We start from the raw sequence: 19,580 nt of genomic DNA, 5'->3' as shown, positions 1-19,580 counted from the left end.
GATGTGGCAAATTTGCCATGGTATGACCGCATTTGACGTTCATTTCGGTTGGCGTGGGACGTAGTCTTTCGGACGGGGATTGCATTGCAGGCATCGCAGGACATCAGCGCGCTCTATGGACAAAACGAGCGCAAAATCCGGCTTGCGTCTGCGCAGCCGGTGAACCGGCTGTTGTCTTCGCTTTTTGCCGCCCTTCTCATGAGCTTATGCTTCCTGTTTGGAAATGCCGCCGCTGCGCGTGCTGAGACCCGTACGCTCAACATTGAATTCGTTCATACCGGCGAGAAGGCATCGATCACGTTCAAGCGCAATGGCCGCTATGACCCCAAGGGTCTGAAACAACTCAATTATATTCTCCGTGACTGGCGCCGCAACGAGCCGACGAAGATGGACCCGCGCCTCTTCGATCTTGTCTGGGAAGTTTATCGCCAGTCGCGTGCCAAGGGATACATCAAGGTCGTCTCGGCCTATCGTTCGCCTGCGACGAACAACATGCTGCGTTCGCGCTCCCAGGGTGTCGCGAAGGAAAGCCAGCACATGCGCGGCACGGCGATGGACTTCTACATCCCCGGTGTTCCGCTGAAGACGCTGCGCGAAATCGGCGTGAAGATGCAGGCTGGCGGCGTTGGCTTTTATCCGAATTCCGGCTCGCCTTTCGTTCACATGGACGTTGCCGGTGTGCGTGCCTGGCCGCGCATGAACCGTCAGGATCTCGTGCGTCTCTTCCCTGATGGCAAGACCGTCCATATTCCCTCCGACGGCAAGCCGCTGCCGGGCTACCAGCAGGCGCTCGCCGAATACAAGCGCCGCGTCGCGTCCGGCAATACCGTCATGATCGCCGAGGAGAAGACCCGCGGGCGTCCGCGCAATTTCCTCGCCATGCTGTTTGGCGGCGGCGACGAGGACGAGGTCGAGGATGTGCCGCAACCCGCAGCCCGTCCGGCCACGGCGCAGCCAGCTCCGGCCGCGCCGCGCCAGGAACCCGTCGTGACGGCGTCCGAGCCTGTGATGGTCGCCAATACGCTTCCTGGCGTCGACGCCGCGGATGCGCCAGTTCCCCAGGCGCGGCCCTCGCTGCGTCCGGCCGACAACAGCCTTGCCGTTGCGCTTTATCAGCCACCGCGCAACGCCGCCGAAGATGCGCTGCAACAGGTGGCAAGCGGCGTGCCCACAGCGCCGGCGAGTGAATTCGCCGACCTTGCGGCCCTGAACGTACCGGTTCCGACGCTCCTGCAGGCACGGCCGCAGGCTGGCGCAGCGGAAGGCGTCATGACTGCCTCGATCGATCCGAATACGGCAAATGCGATGATGCTTGCGGATGGTATGACTGTTCCTGTGCCAGCAGCCCGCCCGCAGGTCGCCGAGGCGCTGCTCGCCTCCGCCCAGGCGGAAGCCGAAGCGGAAGTGGATGAAGTCGAGCAGGCGATCCTGTCGCCGGAAGCCGCTGCCGCCCTCGAAGACAGCACCATGCCGGAAATGGCCGCTCCGATCCCGTCGAGCGCGCCCGCTCAGGCCGAGCTCCGTGCCGCACCGGCGCCGGCTGCAAAGCCTGTCGAAATGGCGTCGATCCCGTCACAGCAGGAAGCCAGCGTCGAGTCGACCACACAGTTCGGCGACATGTTCGATGCACCGTCCGAGCCAGTGGCAGACGCCGATGCAGTCGTGCCGAAGAAGGGCGGTCGTCCGGGACAGGAAGATGCAGAGCGCGCACACATGGCCATGTATGGTGGCACCCAGCTCACCAAGAACATGATCGAGCAGTGGGCGCTAAACCAGGGCAAGTTTGAATCCGTCGCCAAGCCGGTGAAGGCCCCGCGCGTCGTGTCGCGTTCGCTCGTGGCACCCCCGACCGCTGTTCCTGACGGTTTCCGCCTCGATGCCACCACGGTCGATCCGAGCCGCTTCGGCGCTCCCTGATCCCAGGCTTTTCCAGATTGCAGGCAAAAAGAAACCCGCCGGATCGGCGGGTTTTTTGTTGGTCGCGATGCGCCTGCCTCAGCCTTCCGGCGGGCTTTCGATCATGCCGAGCGCGTGAAGGTAGGTGTCGAGGATCAGATCCTCTTCCATGCGCTCCTGGTCGTCCTTCTTGCGAAGCGCGATGACCTTCTTGAGGATCTTCGTGTCGAAGCCCATGGACTTGGCTTCGCCGTAGACATCCTTGATGTCGTCGGCGATGGTTTTCTTTTCTTCTTCCAGGCGCTCGATGCGTTCGACAAAGGCACGGAGCTGGTCGCGGGCGACGCCGTGAGCGGCATCAGTCATGGGCAATCTCCTTCATTGCGGGGATGGCATTCTCGGGATGGTTTTCGTGGCGTCCACGTGCCGCGAAGCAGCGTCCGCGTCAAGTCCCAAAGCTTGTGGAGCGCGTCATTCATTCGGGCGGTTCTCTTCGAATGCTTGACGCTGCTCGGCGCTTGCTTCGCGCTGATGGAGCGACTTCCAAGCGTCATAGGGCATGCCGTAGACGATCTCGCGGCTTTCGTCCTTGGTGAGGTCGATACCGCTTTCCTTGGCGGCGTCCAGATACCAGTTCGACAGACAGTTTCTGCAAAAGCCGGCGAGGTTCATCAGATCGATGTTCTGCACGTCAGGCCGATTGCGCAGATGGGAAACGAGCCGGCGAAAGGCGGCCGCTTCGAGTTCGGTCTGCTGGTCCTTTGTGGGGAGCGTCATGCTGTCCTCCTTCAGGGCGTGATGGGCTGCGCGGGGTAGGGGCCGGTCCGCGAGGCGTGGATTTCATACTCGTGCAGCTTCGGGTCGGCATTGAGGCGTTCGAAGATCGGTGCGAGGCGATCGGCCCAGGCGGTGACGCCGGCCTCATCTGCAATCAGATCCTGCCGCACTTCGAGAAGCGCATGCGGAATCCCCGTGATCATGCAATGGCGATACATGGTGTCGCCCTTCAGGGCGCCGTCATAGGGTTCGTTGTCGCCGACTAGAATGTCTCCTGCGGCTTCCAGTCCGTCAATCAGGGGGCGGACAGCCCGTCCATCTGTGTCCCAAAGGACGGCCGCATGCCATGGGCGAGGCACGCCCTTCCAGGCTGGGGTATAGGAATGCAGCGAGAGAACGAGCGGCGCCTTGCCCGACGCTTCGGCGACCTTGGCGATCACATCGGAGACCGCACCGTGGTAGGGCCGATGATAGGTCTCGATGCGGTGCTGCCATTCCTCTGACGTGATCGGATGGTTCCCTGGCACGATGGCGCCGTCAGAGATGCGCATGATGATCGTCGGGTCATCCTCGCCGCGATTCGGATCGATCAGCAGGCGGGAGAAGCGCGACATGACGGCGGGGACGCCGAGGCGGGCGGCCAGCTGCCGCGTCAGCGGCTCGATACCGATGTCATAGGCAATGTGACGGCCGAAGGCGCTATCGGGCAGGCCAAGTCTGCCATAGGGCTCGGGCACGATATTCGTCGCGTGGTCGGCGAGGAGCACCAGGCCGGCGTCTAAACGGCCATCCAAAATCTCGAAAACGGAGGAAACATTCATCAGTTTGAAGCCATCGTCTGGTACAAGCGCTTGATCGCATGGGGAATGGGGGAGCGCAAGCTTTCATGGCTGTCACGTTTGTGCCAAGATCGAACATATAGGTTTTGAGACTGGCCAAAGGCAGAAAATATAATCGATTAGAGTTGCGTTGACATTCTCTGGTCAGCATCGCAAGAAGGCATCCCATGCGCATTTTTGGAGTTCCGGCGGCAATCGTGCATCACCCGATCAGACAGACTTTTGACCGTGCTGCGGCACGTTTTCTGAAGCCCCTCCTGATCGCGGGTGCGCTATTTTCGCCCATGCTGGCAGCCTCTGCTGCCCAAGCCGAGTTTCGTGTCTGCAACGGCACGCAGAACTTGGTCGGGGTCGCAGTCGGCTACCGGGCAGAAGAGGGCTGGATCACGGAAGGCTGGTGGCAGGTCCCTGCCGGCACCTGTGCATCCCTCATCGAGGGCGAACTCCAGTCGCGCTATTATTATCTCTATGCTGAGGATGCCGCTCGCGGTGGTCGCTGGACCGGTGACATCAACATGTGTGTCGCCGAAAACGAGTTCAAGATCGTTGGTGTGAAGGACTGCTTCGCACGCGGCTATCAGCAGATGGGATTCAAGGAATACGACACCGGCAGGCAGGGGAGCTGGATGGTCCAGCTGTCTGATACGTCGGGCACCCAGGAAAGCCAGAACTGATGAAGCGAAACCGCAAAGTAAAGATCCTCGCCACGCTTGGTCCCGCCTCTTCCGATGAGGCGATGATCCGGAAACTGCACGAAGCAGGGGCCGATCTTTTCCGCATCAACATGAGCCATTCGAGCCATGAGATGCTGCGGACGCTCATCCAGCGCATTCGTAACGTCGAGGCCGCCTGTGGTCGCCCGATCGGTATCCTTGCCGACCTGCAGGGTCCGAAACTGCGTGTGGGCAAGTTTGCCGAAACGACCGTCGAGCTGAAGCCCGGCCAGACCTTCACGCTCGACAGCAACGAAGCGCCCGGTGATGCAAGCCGCGTCTACCTGCCGCATCCGGAAATTCTCGAATCGGTCAAGGTGGGGGACCGTCTGCTCATCGATGACGGCAAGCTGCATCTGAAGGCTGTCAAATGCGACGGCAAGACGATCGTCACGGAAGTCGTCTCGGGCACGAAGATTTCCGACCGCAAGGGTGTGAGCCTGCCCGACACCATTCTCGCCACCGGTGTTCTCACCGACAAGGACCGCGCCGACCTTGATGCCGTGCTCGCCACCAATGATGTCGACTGGGTGGCACTCTCCTTCATCCAGCGTCCGGAAGATCTGGCGGAAGTCCGCAAGATCGCCAAGGGACGTGTTGGCTTGATGTCGAAGATTGAAAAGCCGCAGGCCATCGAGCGCATCGACGAGATCATCGCGCTCTCCGACGCCCTGATGGTCGCCCGCGGTGACCTCGGCGTTGAAATGCCGCTCGAGCGTGTGCCCGGCATCCAGAAGCAGCTGATCCGCGCCTGCCGCCGCGAAGGCAAGCCGGTTGTCGTGGCCACCCAGATGCTGGAATCGATGATCACGGCACCGGTCCCAACCCGCGCCGAAGTCTCTGACGTCGCGACCGCCGTCTTCGAAGGCGCCGACGCCATCATGCTGTCGGCTGAGTCTGCCTCCGGCCAGTATCCGGTCGAGGCTGTCGCCACCATGGCGTCCATCGCCCACACTGTCGAGCGCGAGCCTCACTATCCGGGCATCATCTATGCCCAGCGCGCCCAGCCGGAAGCGACCGGCGCCGACGCCATCTCGCTGGCTGCCCGCCAGATCGCCGAGACGCTGCGTCTGCAGGCGATCGTCTGCTACACGTCATCGGGCAATACCGGTCTGCGCGCCTCGCGCGAGCGTCCCGAAGTGCCGATCATCGCGCTTTCGCCGGTCATCCACACCGCGCGTCGCCTGTCGGTCGTCTGGGGCCTGCATTGCGTTGTCTCTTCCGAGCCGACGGATCTCGACGACATGGTCAACCGTGCCTGCCGCATCGTCGTTGAAGAGGGTTTCGGCAAGCCGGGTGACCGGATCATCATGTCGGCCGGCGTGCCGCTTGGTACGCCCGGTTCGACCAACATGCTGCGCATTGCCTATATCGGTTCCGACGGTCAGTCGGGCGTCTGAGCCCGACCGCTCCCTGATCTGGAAAAGCCGCCTTCGGGCGGCTTTCTTCATTGCGGCTACTGGCCAGCCTGAAGGGAAGGGGCGGCTCCCGTCGGTTCCACGCGTGTCGCGGCGAGCCTCGGCTCGGCTGCGCGCGCCATGGCTTGCAGATCGCGTGTTTCGCCTGCGATCTTTTCCAGGGCAGCGATCGCGATATCGGTCACGATGTAATCCGGCTTGTGGCCGAGGCCTTCGATCCAGACCAGTTCAGAGCCCGAGATGTCGCGAGCGAGGCCCTTCGAATGGATCTCCTCCAGTACGATTTCGTCAGCGTCGCCGGTGATCACTACCGTCGGCTTGGCGATCTCGCGGTAGCGCGGGGCGAAGGTGCTCACATAGGCATGGAGGCCGGCGACATCCTTTGCGTTGGATCGGAAGGTTGAGGGGCGCAAGACGAGGGCCGGGCCGCTGTCTTCGAGATAGGTGTCCGGGCGTGGATTGGGTGCGAAGACATGCTCCGTCGCCGGCTCGATACGCATCATGCCCGCATGCAAAGCCAGCGTGTGGCAGAAGATCTGTCCGATCACGGGTGCAGAGGCGAGGTGGTAATACCAATCGACGCCGCCCGGCCAGGGATGCGTGGCCGCTGCCAGGAAGACGAGGCCTTCAACCTTGTCGGGATGCAGAACGCCGAAACTTGCGGTGATCGCGCCGCCGAAGGAGTGGCCGACGATGATCGCCCGCTCGATGCCCTTTTCCTCCATCAGCCGCGCGATGGCGTTGGCTTGTCCGTCCGGCGTGTCGTTCTCCTTGCCGCCGCGCTCCGAATAGCCGTGACCCGGGCGATCGACGAAGAGAAGCTCAGCGCGGCCCCTCAAGGGCTGCAGGAAGGCGCCCGCCTGATCCCTGAGGTTTCCTGAAGCGCCGTGGATGAACACGATCGGCGGCAGGTCGGCCTCGGGGCTTGCGGGCACGTGAAGAGCGTTTAGACGAAAGCCGCCGACATCGATGAGCTCACCGATGTTCGGTGTCTTCGCCTCAATGGCTCGGGCACGGAGTTGCGTGGCAATGGCGAGCGCCGCGAGCACGGCGATGAGGACCAGAAGGATGACGAGCAAGACGAAACCGATACGGGGGAGGAGCAAGAGCGAAGCTTCCGGGCTGGACGATATGGCAACAAGATCGTGCGGCTGTGCCGTTCGTCAAGGGAGGTCGATGCTACCTCACGTCCGCTGGCCGGCCAGTTCTTCCGACAGCTTGGCGACGATCTCCTGGGCCTCGCGGTCGGCGGGGAAGACTTCGAGATAGCGTTCCCAGGCCTTGAGTGCTGCATCCTTGCTGCCGCGTTCGGTGAGGATGCCGGCAAGGCCGGCGATGGCGCCGAAGTGGCGGGGCTCCAACTCCAGCACCTTTTCAATATCGGAGACGGATTTCTTGTAGTTGCCCATGGTGAAATGCAGCGTTGCGCGCTGATTCCACGCGCCGACGAAATCCGGTTTCAGGATGATCGCCTGGTCGATGAAGTCGAGGGCGGCCGCGTTGCGCTTCTCGGCGGCGGCCTTCGCAGACCACTGCATCAGGAGGTTGACCGTCGGGCTAGACGAGTCGCTCCAGGTCGCCATCGTGGAATTGGCGATCTGGCGGGCCGCCTGCGGGTTGCGCTCTCTTTTCAGTTCGGCGAGCAGATCATCGACAGTCTTCGGCTTTGCTGGCGGCCTGAGCGGGATCTGTTCGACAGGCATCTCATTTGCCTGCGTGCTCCCTTGCTCTTCCGGCGCCTGTGCGGCGACGGTGCCTGCAAAGAGCAGGGCGGGCAGAAGCGGGAGGGTGAGGGCGAGTCGCAAAGAAAAACGGCGCATGAAGGGAAGTTAGTCCCTCAGCGCCGTCTTTCAAACTCAAATTTCCGATATCAACACGCCGCAGATGCAGCGGGCAGTCCGTCCGGCTCATGGGATCCGGAGATCCCGGGGCATCAGCCCTGGCGAGCCTTGAAGCGCGGGTTCTGCTTGTTGATGATGTAGATACGGCCCTTGCGGCGAACCAGACGGTTGTCGCGATGACGGGCCTTAAGCGCTTTCAGCGAGTTCTTGATCTTCATTTTTCTGGTCCACAACGATTGTCGGGGAATGTGTCATTCACCCACTGTTCTAAACAATCAAAAGCGCGCCGCTGGGCGCGCCCCTGAAGAGTTGGCGGCAATTAGCCCGAGGGAGGCCGCCATGTCAACATCTCAGGCCGAAAATGCGGGACGCATCCTGCTAAAAAACCGGGAAAATCAGTCGCGAAACGGCAGGATTTCGGTCACATGACCCATCTTGCGGCCAGGGCGGGCTTCCGTCTTGCCGTAGAGATGGACGAGCACGTTCGGCTTTGCGAGCCATGCCGGCACAGAATCGATGTCGTCGCCGATCAGATTCGTCATCACGCAATCCGAGTGGCGCACGGTGTCGCCGAGCGGCAGACAGGCGACCGCGCGGATGTGCTGCTCGAACTGCGAGACGATGCAGGCAGCCTCCGTCCAGTGGCCGGAATTGTGTACGCGGGGCGCGATCTCGTTGGCGATCAGGCTGCCGTCTTCAAGCACGAAGAACTCCATGCCGACGACGCCGACATAGGCCAGGGCGTCGAGCAGCCTGGTCGCGGCCTCGCGGGCGGCCTTGGCCGTGTCCTGCGTGATCGCGGCAGGCTGGGTCGAGGTGTGCAGGATGCCGCCCCGATGAACATTCTCGGTCGGGTCGTAGCAGCGGACTTCGCCATCAGTGCCGCGGGCGGCGATGATCGAGATCTCGCGAACGAAGGGCACGAAGCTTTCGAGAATGAGCGGTACCGAGCCGAGTGCCTCATACCCGCCGTCTGAGCTGTCGCCCTTGCGATAGACCCTCTGGCCCTTGCCGTCGTAACCGAGGCGGCGGGTCTTCAGCACGCCTTCACCGCCGAAATCGGTGAGGGCCGCTTCGAGGTCGGCCTGGCTGTCCACGGCGTGGAAGCGGGCGGTCTCGATGCCGGATGCGTTGAGGAAACGTTTTTCCGTCACACGATCCTGGGCAACCTCGAGAGCCTTTGGCGGCGGATAGACGGGCACGCTGGCAGCCAGCGTCTCGGCGGCCGAAACGGGGACGTTTTCGAATTCATAGGTGATGACGTCGCAAAGGCGGGCGAGTTCTGCCAGCGCTGCCGGATCGTCATAGGCGGCCGTGATCTGCTGATTGGCCACCTGCTCAGCGGGGCTGTCGGCCTGCGGCTCGAGAATCACGGTGCGGAAATTCAGCCGGGCGGCGGACATGGCCAGCATGCGGCCAAGCTGGCCCCCACCGATGATGCCGATGGTGCGGATGGTCATGGGGCCTCGTCCACGGGGTATTCAGCGACCGATGCCGTTTGGCGCTCGACCCATTCGTCGAGGCGGTCGGCCAGTTCTTCGTCGAAGGCGGCGAGCACGCGGGCGGCGAGCAAGGCGGCGTTGACGGCGCCAGCGCGGCCAATGGCAAGCGTTCCGACGGGAATGCCGGCGGGCATCTGGACGATGGAATAGAGGCTGTCGAGGCCGGACATCGTTTTCGACTGAACGGGCACGCCGAAGACGGGCAGATTGGTCATCGAGGCGACCATGCCCGGCAGGTGGGCAGCGCCGCCGGCGCCGGCGATAATCACCTTGAAGCCCTCGTCGCGGGCGCCCTTGGCAAAGGCCACCATGCGATCGGGCGTGCGATGTGCCGAAACGATGCGGGCTTCATAGGAGACGCCGAGTGCGTCGAGCGTGTCGGCGGCATTCTTCATGGTTTCCCAGTCGGACTGGCTTCCCATGATGATGGCGACGGGCGGGCACTCAGCTGTCATCTCGTATCCTTGTGCCTTCAGGCGATGATGTCGGGAATGATCTGGTCTTCCAGCGCGGTGATCTTGTCCTTGATGGATAGTTTCTTCTTCTTCATGCGCTGAATCCGAAGGGCGTCGCAGCCGGTCGTGATCATGGCATTGATCGCCGCATCATAGTCTTCATGTTCCTGGCGAAGCCGTGCCAACGAAAGCCTGACGTCGGCCTGTTCCTGATCGGCCATGCTTGTTCCCCATTATCGCCGTGTGGCCCATCCTTTAAGGATGCCCCGAAGATTCGCGCAAGCTCCTATCACCAAATACCGGTAACGGGAAGTTATCCTTGTCTCCGATTTTCGAGGTCGTTTTTGGCCAATTCGCCTTCGACAAACCGCATTTCTCGTGTCACATTATCTTCGCAAAGCCTGAAACTCCAGCGGATGAGGGCTGGAGGTAGGCGATAAGGAAGGACGCATCAAATGACCATACAGGCTCATCTTGAATCGCTGCAGAAGAAGCATGGAGCCCTCGAGGAAAAGCTCCATGACGCGCTTGCATCCCCCTCCATCGATGACCGGCACATTGCCGAACTGAAGCGCCTGAAACTGCGTCTCAAGGATGAAATGGAACGCCTGAGGGCCTCCACACGCCACTGATCCCACCCTTCCGGCTGCGCCGGGATCTGGCGGACCCAAAGACCGATCCCGATGTATTCATGAAGCAGCCAAGACAGCACCCTCAGCCCCGGAGTTCACATGACTTCGGGGCTTTTGTTTTGCGTTGAAGAGTGTTTTCTGAGTTTCAGGACCAGAACTGGTCGAGCCACATGTTCATGCGGTCGAAGCCGGGTCGATTGATCACATAGATCCGCCGCGTGCCTTCGGAGCGGACATCGACGAGGCCGCTGTCGAGCAATGCTTTCAGATGTTGCGAGACCGCAGGGCGGCTGATCGGCAGCTGCGCGGCAAGTTCGTTCACGGTCTTTTCCCCCCGACGCAGATCCTCGAGGATATGCCGCCGGTTCGGGTCTGCGATCGCCATGAACGGGTCTGCGTTCGTCATGCCGGAAAGGTTATGTCAAAGGCCCCTCCGCGGCAAGCGCCGATGTGCGCTGCAGCAAGCCATGGCCGAACACGAAATCGCGTGTCAAATGCCGAAAAGCCCCCGGGTGCCGTCCCAGGCCAGCTTGCTGCCGGCGATCAGGACCATGCCGTACATCAACGGATAGAAGATCGCCGGTCTCAGGTAATGCACGAGGCGGGCTCCGGCGAGCGTCGACACCAGCGCAATCGGCAAGAGGGCAGCCGACAGGCTGAGATTGGTCGCGTCCAGTTCTCCGAGCGCAAAATAGGGGATGACCTTGATCGCGTTTAGGATGGCGAAGAAGCGTGTGGAGGTTCCGGTATAGGTCAGCGGATCGAGCTTCAGCGGCAGGACATAGATCTGGAAGGGCGGGCCGCCAGCATGGGCAACGAAGCTCGCATAACCGGCAAGAGAGCCCCAGAAGGAGCCCGCGACAGGGCGCTGGGCTGCGGGTGCCGTTTCCTGTCCCTTGTAGGCCGCCCAGCTTTCGAGGAAATATTTGAGCGAAAAGACGATCGAAATGCCGCCGAGAACCAGGCGCATCGCATCCGCCGAAACATAGGTCGATGTCGCCCAGCCAAGTCCGATGCCGATGACGGCACCCGGCAGCATGGCAACGAGCGTTGCGCGATTGTTGTGATGGCGCCAAGCCCATAGTGCGACGGCATCCATGACGAGAAGGATCGGCAGGAAGATGGCGGCGGCCTGCATCGGCGGTACGGCGAAGGCGAGGAGGGGCACGCCGATCAGCGCAAAAGCGCCGCCAAGGCCGCCTTTCGACAGGCCGACAAGGGCAACCGCGGGAATGGCGACGGCATAGAAGTTCGGGTCTGTCAGCATTGCGCGGTTGATCCTTTCGGAAGAGCGGTCTATCGGATTTGTCTAGAGAAAACGAGGACGAAATCCTGAGAAACGGACCTGTCCCGCACACGGAAACACCGCGCATGATCGATAATCGCTGCCGCCTGGTCCTCATCGTTCCCGATATGGCGGATCCCGCCGAGCGCGCCGAAGTGCTCGGCAATGCGCTGCGCGGCGGCGATGTCGCATCGGTCATCATCCCGCAATACGGGCTCGACGACACCGTCTTCCAGAAGCATGCCGAGATGCTGGTTCCGGTCATCCAGGAGGCGGGTGCTGCAGCGCTCGTCGTCGACAACAGTCGCGTCGCGGGTCGGGTCAAGGCGGATGGACTGCATGTCAGCGGCAATGCCGAAGCCCTTGCCGAGGCCGTCGAGAAGCATGCGCCGAAGCTGATCGTCGGCGGTGGCAATGCCATGGACCGCCACCATGCGCTGGAAATGGGCGAGATCCAGCCCGACTATATCTTCTTCGGCAAACTCGACGGCGACATCAAGCCGGAGGCGCACTCGAAGAATGTCGCGCTCGGCGAATGGTGGTCGTCGATGATCGAGATCCCGGCCATCGTCATGGGCGGAACCGACCCCTCCTCGGCCGTCATCGTTGCCGAAAGCGGCGTGGAATTCGTGGCGCTCGGCAAGGCCGTCTTTGCCGATCCGGCACAAGCTGCCGCGATTGTGACCCGGGTGAATGCCGAGCTTGACGAAAAAGCGCCACGGTTTGAAGATTGAACCGCCTCATGCGTTCAATCTCGTCCCATCATCGCCTGATTCTCGCCGCGCTCGCCGGGGCATGCCTTGCCTTGGCCAGCCCGGTGCTCGGACAGGAGAGCGAGGATGGTCTGGAGATCGGCGACGCACCGGCGATCCTGCCGGCCGATCCCGACGAAGCGGGCGAGATCGAACGCGGGGCACGACCCAGCAGCAGCGCGGGCGACGCCAACACGCTCGATCGCGGTGACCGGGATTCCCTGCCGCCTGTCACCAAGGGCGGCAAGCCGACCGCGGACGATAAGCCGGACGAGTTGCAGGGCATCAATATCTACCTGCGCATGGGTGCACCGCTGCCGGAACTGCCGCCGGAAAAGCCCTATGATGGAAAGCCCGACGAGGCCTATGGCGCTTTCCAGCGCGGGTTGTTCCTGACGGCCGTCGACAAGGCGCTGCCGCGCGCTCAGCTCGGTGATCCCGCGGCGCAGACACTGCTTGCGGAAATCATGTCACGCGGGCTCGGTGTGAAGCGTGACCTGAAAGGCGCTGCTTTCTGGTATGGTCAGGCTGCCCAGGGCGGCGATCCGTCTGCCATGTTCAAATATGCGCTTCTCCTGATGGAGGGTCGCGAAGTGCCGCAGGACAGAGCCAAGGCCGATGATTACATGCGGCGCGCGGCCGATGCCGGCAATGCCTCGGCGCAGTTCAACTGGGCGCAGATCCTGGTGTCGGGCACGCCCGGCGTGCGCGGCCTGACCGCCGCCATGCCCTATTACGAAAAGGCTGCCGAGCAGGGGATTGCCGATGCGCAATATGCGCTGGCGCAGGTCTATTCCGCGTTGAAGGACGTGCCTCCGGAAAAGAAGGCGCGCGCTCGCGAATGGATGATGCGGGCGGCTCGCGCCGGTTTCGACACCGCCCAGCTCGACATGGGGCTATGGCTGGTCAACGGCTATAACGGCCCCCGCGACTACGAGGCCGGCTATCGCTGGCTGAGCATTGCAGCTGCGCGTGGGAATGTGGTTGCCCAGAATCGGATCGCCCATCTTTATATCAATGCGCTCGGAACTGGCCCCAATCCGGTCGAAGCCGCCAAGTGGTATGTGCTGTCGCGTCGCGCGGGGCTGAAGGATCCGGCGCTTGAGGACTTCTATCTGGGACTGAACGAAGAACAGCAGAAGCAGGCGATCGATCTCGCCAACCGCTTCCGTCGGATCTGACGAGACCAGGTTCTGCCGCTGTATACCAAGTCTCTATAATAGATGCGTATAGGATGGCCGTCAGAGGCCATCGGCGAGGTGCGGCGCGCCTAGCCGATCTCTCTTGGCCTGCAGGATAGGTGGGGCCGATCCCATCGGTTCCTGCTGTCGAGATCTGGTATCAAGGGAAGGGCGGCGGTCATGGATCTCATCGATGTCTTTCAACGTCTCGGGCTTGCGATCGCCATCGGTGCCGCCATCGGCGTCGAACGCCACTGGCGCGAGCGCGACGAGCCCGAGGGGGCGCGCATCGCCGGGATCCGTACCTTCACGCTAATTGGAATGACCGGCGGGATCGGCGGGCTTCTTGATCAAGGCATGACGCCGTCCGGACTGTCCGGGCTCATTATTGCGAGCTTCCTGATCGTGATTGCCGTGGTTCTCCTGCTGTTTGGCCTGATGGAGGCGCGGGCCGAAGGCTCGTTCAGCGCGACGACCGTCATTGCCGGCATCACCACGTTTGGCCTCGGTGCGCTTGCTGTTGCGGGCGATATGTCGGTTGCCTCTGCGGCGGGCGCTGCCACGGTCACGATCCTTGCCAGCCGCGAGTTCCTGCATGCCGCGATCCGGCGGCTGACGTGGATCGAGCTCCGCTCGGCGGTCGTGCTGCTTGCCATGGGCTTCGTGCTCCTGCCGCTCATTCCGGCTGATCCCTATGGCCCGTTCGGCGGGGTCTCGCCCCGCAGTCTCGTGATCCTGGTCATCATGCTCGCCTCCATTTCCTATGTTGGCTACGTCGCCGTCCGGCTGATCGGTGGCGGGCGCGGGGATCTCATCGCCGGTGCCGTGGGTGGGCTTGTCTCCTCGACTGCAACGACGCTCGCCATGGCGCGCCAGAGCCAGAACACGGCAGTGGCCGCCGGTCCCGCAGCCGGTGCGATCGCTGCCGGCAGCGTCTCACTTTTCCGGACGGCGCTTCTTCTCCTCGCGCTCGCTCCGGCGCTCGGCTGGCGCCTGTTGCCCGGCCTACTCGTTGCCGGTGGAGTCATGCTGGCAGGAGCCATGACGGCCATCGCTCGCGCCGACACGGCCTCAGAGGCAGACCTGCCCGGTAATCCGTTCGAGCTGTCGCAGGTCATCAAGATGGCTGTTTTGATCACCGTCATCGCTTTCATCGCGCGTGCGGCAAGCCAGATCTTTGGTGACGGCGGCCTTTACGTGGTCTCGGGCCTGACGGCGCTTGCCGATGTCGATGCGGCAACGGTCACGGTCGCCGGCATGCTGCCTGCGCTCTCGCTCGACGTGGCGCTCATGGCAGTCGGGATTGCTGTGACCGCCAACATGGTGGCGAAAGTGGCCTATGGAGCGATCGCAGGTAGCCGCGGTTTCTCGCTTCGGCTCGCAGCCGCATCGGCGCTTGCCGTCGCTGGCGGCCTGATCGTCACCTTTGCTGCAGGGCACGTCTGAGCCGCGTGCATGAGCCGAAAGGGCCAAGCCCCTTGAATTCCGGCGGCATTTGTGGTCTTGAACCGGCCAAACATCGCCGCCGACGCGCGCTCGCCCGTCGCCGCCTTCCGGCGTCTCCCAGTTTCAAGGAATTCGATCTATGGCCCGCTCCGCCCTTCTCAATGTCATGGTCCAGTCTGCACTCAAGGCCGGCAAGTCGCTGTCGCGCGATTTCGGCGAAGTGCAGAACCTGCAGGTCTCGGTGAAGGGCCCCGGTGACTTCGTCTCGCAGGCCGATTTCCGCGCCGAGAAGATCGTGCGTGAAGAGCTGCTTAAGGCCCGTCCGACCTATGGCTTCCTCGGCGAGGAAGGCGAAGAGATCAAGGGCACCGACGGCGCGCATCGCTGGATCGTCGATCCGCTCGACGGCACCACCAACTTCCTGCACGGCATTCCGCAGTTCGCGGTGTCGATCGCGCTCGAGCGCAATGGCGAGATCGTCGCGGGCGTCATCTTTAATCCGGCGACCGACGAACTTTACACGACGGAAAAGGGTGGCGGCGCCTTCCTCAACGATCGCCGTATTCGCGTCGGCGCCCGCAAGGTGCTGTCCGATTGCGTCGTCGGCTGCGGTGTGCCGCATCTCGGCCGCGGCCAGCACGGCAAGTTTCTCATCGAACTGCGCCATGTCATGGGCGAAGTCTCCGGCGTGCGCCGCATGGGCGCTGCAGCCCTCGACCTCGCCTATGTCGCTGCCGGTCGTCTCGACGGCTTCTGGGAAGCCCAGCTCAATGCCTGGGATATCGCGGCCGGTATTCTCCTGATCAAGGAAGCCGGTGGCTTCGTCTCCGACATGAAGGGCGGCCAGGAGATGTTCGAGAACGGCACGGTGCTTGCCGGCAACGAATATATCCGCAAGGCGCTGGAAGAGGTCGTGAACCGTCCGGTGCCGCAGGCCTGATTTTGGCCTCGGGGAAAATTTTCCCAAAGGCCGCGGCTTCAATTCGTCTCAATTTTGCACTAGCCTCCGGGTCAAGATTCCCCGGAGGTTGAGCGTACCATGGCGAAAGTGAAGTTGGAGGATCTCGAGGTGGGTGAGACCCGTCCGGGAGCATACGGCCAGAAGCTCTCCAGCCCGATGCCCTTCTTCACGACGATGGTGATCTTCCTGATCATCGTGTGTTTCATCGCGGCAATCCTCTATCGGCAGGCGCATGCCGCCTTCATCACCAATCCCGGCCTGAACGGCCTGATCCTCGGCGTTCTCGTCGTCGGCATCATCCTCGTCTTTGCCCAGGTTTTGGCGCTTCGACCGGAAGTGCGCTGGTTCAATTCCTTCCGCGCGGCTGGCGACAATGCCATGCTGGTCGGCCGCGATCCGAAGCTGTTGGCGCCGATGCGGGCGCTGATCGGTGGCCGCCGCTCGATGGCGATTTCGACGGCCGCGCTGCGCTCCATTCTCGATTCGATCGGCACACGGCTAGACGAGTCGCGCGACACCACCCGCTATCTGATCGGTCTGCTCGTCTTTCTCGGTCTTCTGGGAACGTTCTGGGGACTGCTCGGCACAATCGGCTCGATCAACGAGGTCATCGGTTCGCTCGATCCTGCGTCGGGCGACGGCAACGACATCCTTCAGTCGCTGAAGGCAGGGCTTACGGCGCCGCTCGCTGGCATGGGCACGGCCTTCTCCTCGTCGCTGCTCGGTCTTTCCGGTTCGCTGATCCTTGGCTTCCTCGATCTCCAGGCTGGTCGCGCGCAGAACAGGTTCTATACCGAACTCGAAAACTGGCTGTCCTCCGTCACCGATCTCGATTCGGAGCGTCCTGTCGCCTCCGCTTCAAACGGCGCTGTTGCGAGTGACGATATCCGCCTGCTGGTCGAGGAAATCCAGAAACTCGCCAGTCGCGAGGGCAATGATCGCTCGGTCGCGGCCATTGCCGGTCTCGCCGAGGGGATTCAGGGGCTGGTCAAGAACATGCGCAACGAGCAGCAGATGCTGCGCGACTGGATCGAAGCCCAGCAGGAAGACGCGCGCGCCATGCGCAAGACGCTGGACCGGTTGAATGACAAGATCGGCGGGGCGAAGTAAATGGCGCTCGGGCGCAACCGCCGCCGCGAGCGCGGTGTCGACTACTGGCCGGGCTTTGTCGATGCCCTGTCGACGCTCCTGCTCGCCATCATGTTTCTGCTCACCGTCTTCGTCATTGCGCAGTTCATCCTGGGTCGGGAGATCTCGGGCAGGGACGAGGTGCTGAACCGGCTCAACAGCCAGATCGCCGAACTCACACAATTGCTGGCACTGGAGAAGAGCGGCAACCAGGATCTCCAGGATACACTGGCATCGCTGCAATCCTCTCTCTCCTCGTCTGAAAGCGAGCGCACCCGGCTGCAGCAATTGCTCGACAGCGGTGCAGGCTCGGCAGATGTCGCCAATCAGAAGGTTGGCCGGCTGACCGATGAACTCGATGCCGAAAGGCAGGTCAGCGCACGGGCCATGAGCCAGATCGAGCTCTTGAATCAGCAGATCGCCGCGCTTCGCGCGCAGATCGCCGCCATCGAAGGTGCGCTCCAGGCCTCCGAAGCCAAGGATCAGGCCTCCCAGGCGCGCATTGCCGATCTCGGCCGTCGCCTCAATGTGGCGCTTGCCCAGCGTGTCCAGGAACTCAATCGCTATCGGTCGGACTTCTTCGGACGGCTGCGCGAAATCCTCTCCGACCGTGAGAACATCCGGATCGTCGGCGACCGTTTCGTCTTCCAGTCGGAGGTGCTTTTCCCCGTCGGCGGCGCCGATCTCGATGCGGCCGGGCAGGGGGAAATGGACAAGCTCGCTGCGGCGATCCTCGAGCTCGCTCAAGAAATCCCTGATGAGATCAACTGGGTGCTCAGGGTTGACGGGCATACCGACGCGTCGCCGCTCACCGGCACGGGTCGCTATCGCGACAACTGGGAGCTCTCGTCCGCGCGTGCCACTTCGGTGGTCAAATACCTGATCTCTAGAGGTGTTCCCGCCAATCGCCTGGTCGCTGCCGGCTTTGGCGAGTTCCAGCCGATCGCGGAAGGCGACACGCCGGACACTTTGGCCCAGAACCGTCGCATCGAACTCAAGCTGACCGAACGCTGATCTCATCCGCAACTGTTTGTGTGTCCGACAACTTGCGGCTTTGCTTACGTGCGCGTAAAAGTAAGAAAAAGCTTGTCGGGAGGAAGGCATGCGGGAATTCGATGTACTCGTCATCGGGGGAGGGCTGGCCGGTCTCGTGGCTGCAACCGAGGCTGCTGATCGTGGTCTGAAGGTCGGGCTGATCGATCAGGAAGGCGAGCAGAACCTGGGCGGACAGGCCTTCTGGTCGCTTGGTGGCTTGTTCTTCATCGACAGTCCCGAACAGCGGCGGATGCGGATTCGCGACAGTCTGGACCTGGCACGCCAGGACTGGTTCGGATCCGCCGCCTTCGACCGCACGGAAGATTTCTGGCCTCGCCAGTGGGCGGAGGCCTATCTGCAATTTGCCGCAGGCGAAAAGCGCAGCTGGCTGAAGGCCCAAGGTGTCAGTTGGTTTCCTGTGGTGGGATGGGCCGAGCGTGGCGGTGGTCATGCCGATGGACATGGCAACTCGGTCCCGCGTTTCCACGTCACCTGGGGCACAGGCCCCGGCGTGCTTGCGCCCTTCGTGCGCCGCGCCAAGGCGGCATCGGAAGAGGGCAAGCTTGCCTTTCTTTTCCGGCACCAGGTCGACCGTCTTACTGTCACCAACGGAGCGGTGACGGGTGCCACTGGCGTTCTTCTGGCCGGTGATGCGACGCCGCGCGGCGGATCGAGTTCCCGCAACGTCGTCGGCGAATTTGAGGTCAAGGCCGGCGCCGTCATCGTGGCTTCAGGCGGCATCGGTGGCAATCACGATCTCGTCCGCAAGAGCTGGCCGGTCGAGCGCCTGGGGCCGCCGCCGAAGCACATGGTCGCAGGCGTACCGGCTCATGTCGATGGTCGCATGCTGTCGATCACTCAGGCCGTCGGTGGCGAGATCATCAATGGCGACCGCATGTGGCACTATACGGAAGGCCTGAAAAACTGGGATCCGATCTGGCCGAACCATGGTATCCGCATCCTTCCGGGGCCGTCCTCCTTCTGGTGCGATGTGGACGGCAACCGTTTCCCGGCGCCGGCCATGCCCGGCTTCGACACGCTCGGGACCCTGAAGGCAATCCGGGCGCGCGGGCATGAATATTCCTGGTTCATCCTGAACAAGGCGATCATCAAGAAGGAATTTGCGCTCTCCGGGTCGGAGCAGAACCCCGATCTGACGGACAAGAACTATCCGCTGCTGTTGAAACGCCTCGGCAAGAACCCGCCGGGCCCGGTGCAGGCCTTCATGGACAAGGGCGAGGATTTTGTCGTGCGCGACAATCTCGAAGATCTCGTTGCGGGCATGAACGAGCTTTCTGGAGAGTATCGGCTCGGCGTCCATCATTTGCGCGCGCAGATCGAAGCGCGTGACCGGGAGATGGAAAACAGCTTCTCCAAGGACGCGCAGGTGACTGCGATCCGTGGCGCCCGCAATTATCTTGGCGACAAGCTGATGCGGACTGCCAAGCCCCACCGTCTGCTCGATCCGGCCGCTGGTCCGCTGATTGGCGTCAGACTGCATATCCTGACGCGCAAGACGCTGGGCGGCTTGCACACGGATCTCGAGGGGCGCGTGCTCAACCGCGAGAACAAGCCGGTGCCGGGGCTCTACGCGGCCGGCGAGGTGTCCGGCTTCGGCGGCGGCGGCATGCATGGCTATAATGCGCTCGAGGGGACATTCCTCGGCGGCTGCCTGTTCTCCGGCCGCGTGGCGGGAAGAAGCGTCGGGCGATAAGCCCG

At 62.6% G+C, this 19,580-nt stretch carries 22 protein-coding genes; 11 read left to right on the top strand and 11 right to left on the bottom strand.

The window, feature by feature from the left end:
- Positions 1–84 precede the first annotated feature (84 nt).
- Entirely contained in the window at positions 85–1,917 is a 1,833-nt protein-coding gene (locus tag ACQKP1_RS15570; protein ID WP_427275942.1) for a DUF882 domain-containing protein, read from the top strand.
- Positions 1,918–1,995: 78 nt separating this feature from the next.
- Here the strand turns inward: ACQKP1_RS15570 and ACQKP1_RS15565 are convergent, their stop codons facing one another.
- The 3 genes from ACQKP1_RS15565 to ACQKP1_RS15555 form a co-directional block, all read right to left on the bottom strand.
- Positions 1,996–2,262 (bottom strand): DUF2312 domain-containing protein, encoded by a 267-nt coding sequence (locus ACQKP1_RS15565; protein ID WP_006726882.1) that lies wholly within the window; start codon positions 2,260–2,262, stop codon positions 1,996–1,998.
- 105 nt (positions 2,263–2,367) lie between these two features.
- Positions 2,368–2,673 carry a DUF1244 domain-containing protein gene (locus tag ACQKP1_RS15560; protein ID WP_427275941.1) on the bottom strand — a complete coding sequence of 102 codons (306 nt, stop codon included), beginning with the start codon at positions 2,671–2,673 and terminating at the stop codon, positions 2,368–2,370.
- 11 nt (positions 2,674–2,684) lie between these two features.
- Positions 2,685–3,494, bottom strand: a complete 810-nt coding sequence (locus ACQKP1_RS15555; protein ID WP_427275940.1) for an N-formylglutamate amidohydrolase — start codon at positions 3,492–3,494, stop codon at positions 2,685–2,687.
- Between the two features lie 302 nt (positions 3,495–3,796).
- On the opposite strand from ACQKP1_RS15555, the gene ACQKP1_RS15550 reads away from it, so the two are divergent.
- Both ACQKP1_RS15550 and pyk read left to right on the top strand, forming a co-directional pair.
- Positions 3,797–4,186, top strand: a complete 390-nt coding sequence (locus tag ACQKP1_RS15550) for a DUF1036 domain-containing protein (protein WP_246754067.1) — start codon at positions 3,797–3,799, stop codon at positions 4,184–4,186.
- A complete protein-coding gene (gene pyk, locus ACQKP1_RS15545; protein WP_203017489.1) occupies positions 4,186–5,625 on the top strand; it encodes a pyruvate kinase in 1,440 nt (479 codons plus the stop codon). The genes ACQKP1_RS15550 and pyk overlap by 1 nt, the downstream gene beginning before the upstream one ends.
- Positions 5,626–5,681: 56 nt before the next feature.
- On the opposite strand, the gene ACQKP1_RS15540 is transcribed toward pyk, so the two are convergent.
- From ACQKP1_RS15540 to ACQKP1_RS15515, 6 genes are all read right to left on the bottom strand, one after another.
- Positions 5,682–6,722, bottom strand: coding sequence for an alpha/beta fold hydrolase (locus ACQKP1_RS15540; RefSeq protein ID WP_427276465.1), 1,041 nt, complete (start codon positions 6,720–6,722; stop codon positions 5,682–5,684).
- Positions 6,723–6,827: 105 nt separating this feature from the next.
- Entirely contained in the window at positions 6,828–7,463 is a 636-nt protein-coding gene (locus tag ACQKP1_RS15535) for a tetratricopeptide repeat protein (RefSeq protein WP_203017486.1), read from the bottom strand.
- Between the two features lie 113 nt (positions 7,464–7,576).
- A complete protein-coding gene (gene ykgO, locus ACQKP1_RS15530; RefSeq protein ID WP_006726873.1) occupies positions 7,577–7,702 on the bottom strand; it encodes a type B 50S ribosomal protein L36 in 126 nt (41 codons plus the stop codon).
- Between the two features lie 177 nt (positions 7,703–7,879).
- On the bottom strand, positions 7,880–8,944 hold the full coding sequence (locus ACQKP1_RS15525; protein ID WP_427275939.1) for a 5-(carboxyamino)imidazole ribonucleotide synthase: 1,065 nt from the start codon (positions 8,942–8,944) through the stop codon (positions 7,880–7,882).
- Positions 8,941–9,441, bottom strand: a complete 501-nt coding sequence (gene purE, locus ACQKP1_RS15520; protein WP_203017482.1) for a 5-(carboxyamino)imidazole ribonucleotide mutase — start codon at positions 9,439–9,441, stop codon at positions 8,941–8,943. Before purE ends, ACQKP1_RS15525 begins: the two co-directional genes overlap by 4 nt.
- A 17-nt stretch (positions 9,442–9,458) precedes the next feature.
- On the bottom strand, positions 9,459–9,662 hold the full coding sequence (locus ACQKP1_RS15515; protein ID WP_006726870.1) for a YdcH family protein: 204 nt from the start codon (positions 9,660–9,662) through the stop codon (positions 9,459–9,461).
- Positions 9,663–9,896: 234 nt separating this feature from the next.
- Between ACQKP1_RS15515 and ACQKP1_RS15510 the strand changes: the two genes are divergently transcribed.
- Complete coding sequence (locus ACQKP1_RS15510) at positions 9,897–10,073, top strand: YdcH family protein (protein WP_069043460.1); 177 nt, start codon at positions 9,897–9,899, stop codon at positions 10,071–10,073.
- Between the two features lie 145 nt (positions 10,074–10,218).
- Here ACQKP1_RS15510 and ACQKP1_RS15505 read toward each other — a convergent pair whose 3' ends face one another.
- Together ACQKP1_RS15505 and ACQKP1_RS15500 are read right to left on the bottom strand one after the other, a co-directional pair.
- The gene (locus tag ACQKP1_RS15505) at positions 10,219–10,479 is read right to left on the bottom strand and encodes an ArsR/SmtB family transcription factor (protein WP_040300270.1); all 261 of its coding nucleotides are present in this window, start codon (positions 10,477–10,479) and stop codon (positions 10,219–10,221) included.
- A gap of 84 nt (positions 10,480–10,563) precedes the next feature.
- Complete coding sequence (locus tag ACQKP1_RS15500) at positions 10,564–11,340, bottom strand: sulfite exporter TauE/SafE family protein (protein ID WP_203017481.1); 777 nt, start codon at positions 11,338–11,340, stop codon at positions 10,564–10,566.
- Positions 11,341–11,444: 104 nt separating this feature from the next.
- On the opposite strand from ACQKP1_RS15500, the gene ACQKP1_RS15495 reads away from it, so the two are divergent.
- From ACQKP1_RS15495 to ACQKP1_RS15465, 7 genes are all read left to right on the top strand, one after another.
- A complete protein-coding gene (locus ACQKP1_RS15495) occupies positions 11,445–12,092 on the top strand; it encodes a thiamine phosphate synthase (RefSeq protein WP_427275938.1) in 648 nt (215 codons plus the stop codon).
- 8 nt (positions 12,093–12,100) lie between these two features.
- Positions 12,101–13,291 carry a tetratricopeptide repeat protein gene (locus ACQKP1_RS15490; RefSeq protein ID WP_427275937.1) on the top strand — a complete coding sequence of 397 codons (1,191 nt, stop codon included), beginning with the start codon at positions 12,101–12,103 and terminating at the stop codon, positions 13,289–13,291.
- A 180-nt stretch (positions 13,292–13,471) separates the two neighbouring features.
- A complete protein-coding gene (locus ACQKP1_RS15485; protein WP_427275936.1) occupies positions 13,472–14,737 on the top strand; it encodes an MgtC/SapB family protein in 1,266 nt (421 codons plus the stop codon).
- Positions 14,738–14,876: 139 nt separating this feature from the next.
- Positions 14,877–15,677, top strand: coding sequence for an inositol monophosphatase family protein (locus ACQKP1_RS15480; RefSeq protein WP_006726863.1), 801 nt, complete (start codon positions 14,877–14,879; stop codon positions 15,675–15,677).
- 99 nt (positions 15,678–15,776) lie between these two features.
- Positions 15,777–16,808 (top strand): flagellar motor protein MotA, encoded by a 1,032-nt coding sequence (locus ACQKP1_RS15475; RefSeq protein WP_203017472.1) that lies wholly within the window; start codon positions 15,777–15,779, stop codon positions 16,806–16,808.
- Positions 16,809–17,840 carry a peptidoglycan -binding protein gene (locus ACQKP1_RS15470; RefSeq protein WP_427275935.1) on the top strand — a complete coding sequence of 344 codons (1,032 nt, stop codon included), beginning with the start codon at positions 16,809–16,811 and terminating at the stop codon, positions 17,838–17,840. It abuts the gene before it with no gap.
- 88 nt (positions 17,841–17,928) lie between these two features.
- A complete protein-coding gene (locus ACQKP1_RS15465) occupies positions 17,929–19,575 on the top strand; it encodes an FAD-binding dehydrogenase (RefSeq protein WP_427275934.1) in 1,647 nt (548 codons plus the stop codon).
- Positions 19,576–19,580: the final 5 nt, after the last annotated feature.

This window comes from Allorhizobium sp. NPDC080224 (assembly GCF_050281005.1).
Taxonomy (GTDB): domain Bacteria; phylum Pseudomonadota; class Alphaproteobacteria; order Rhizobiales; family Rhizobiaceae; genus Allorhizobium.
The sequence above is the reverse complement of the archived record's forward strand: the minus strand, read 5'-3'. Positions and strand labels throughout refer to the sequence as shown.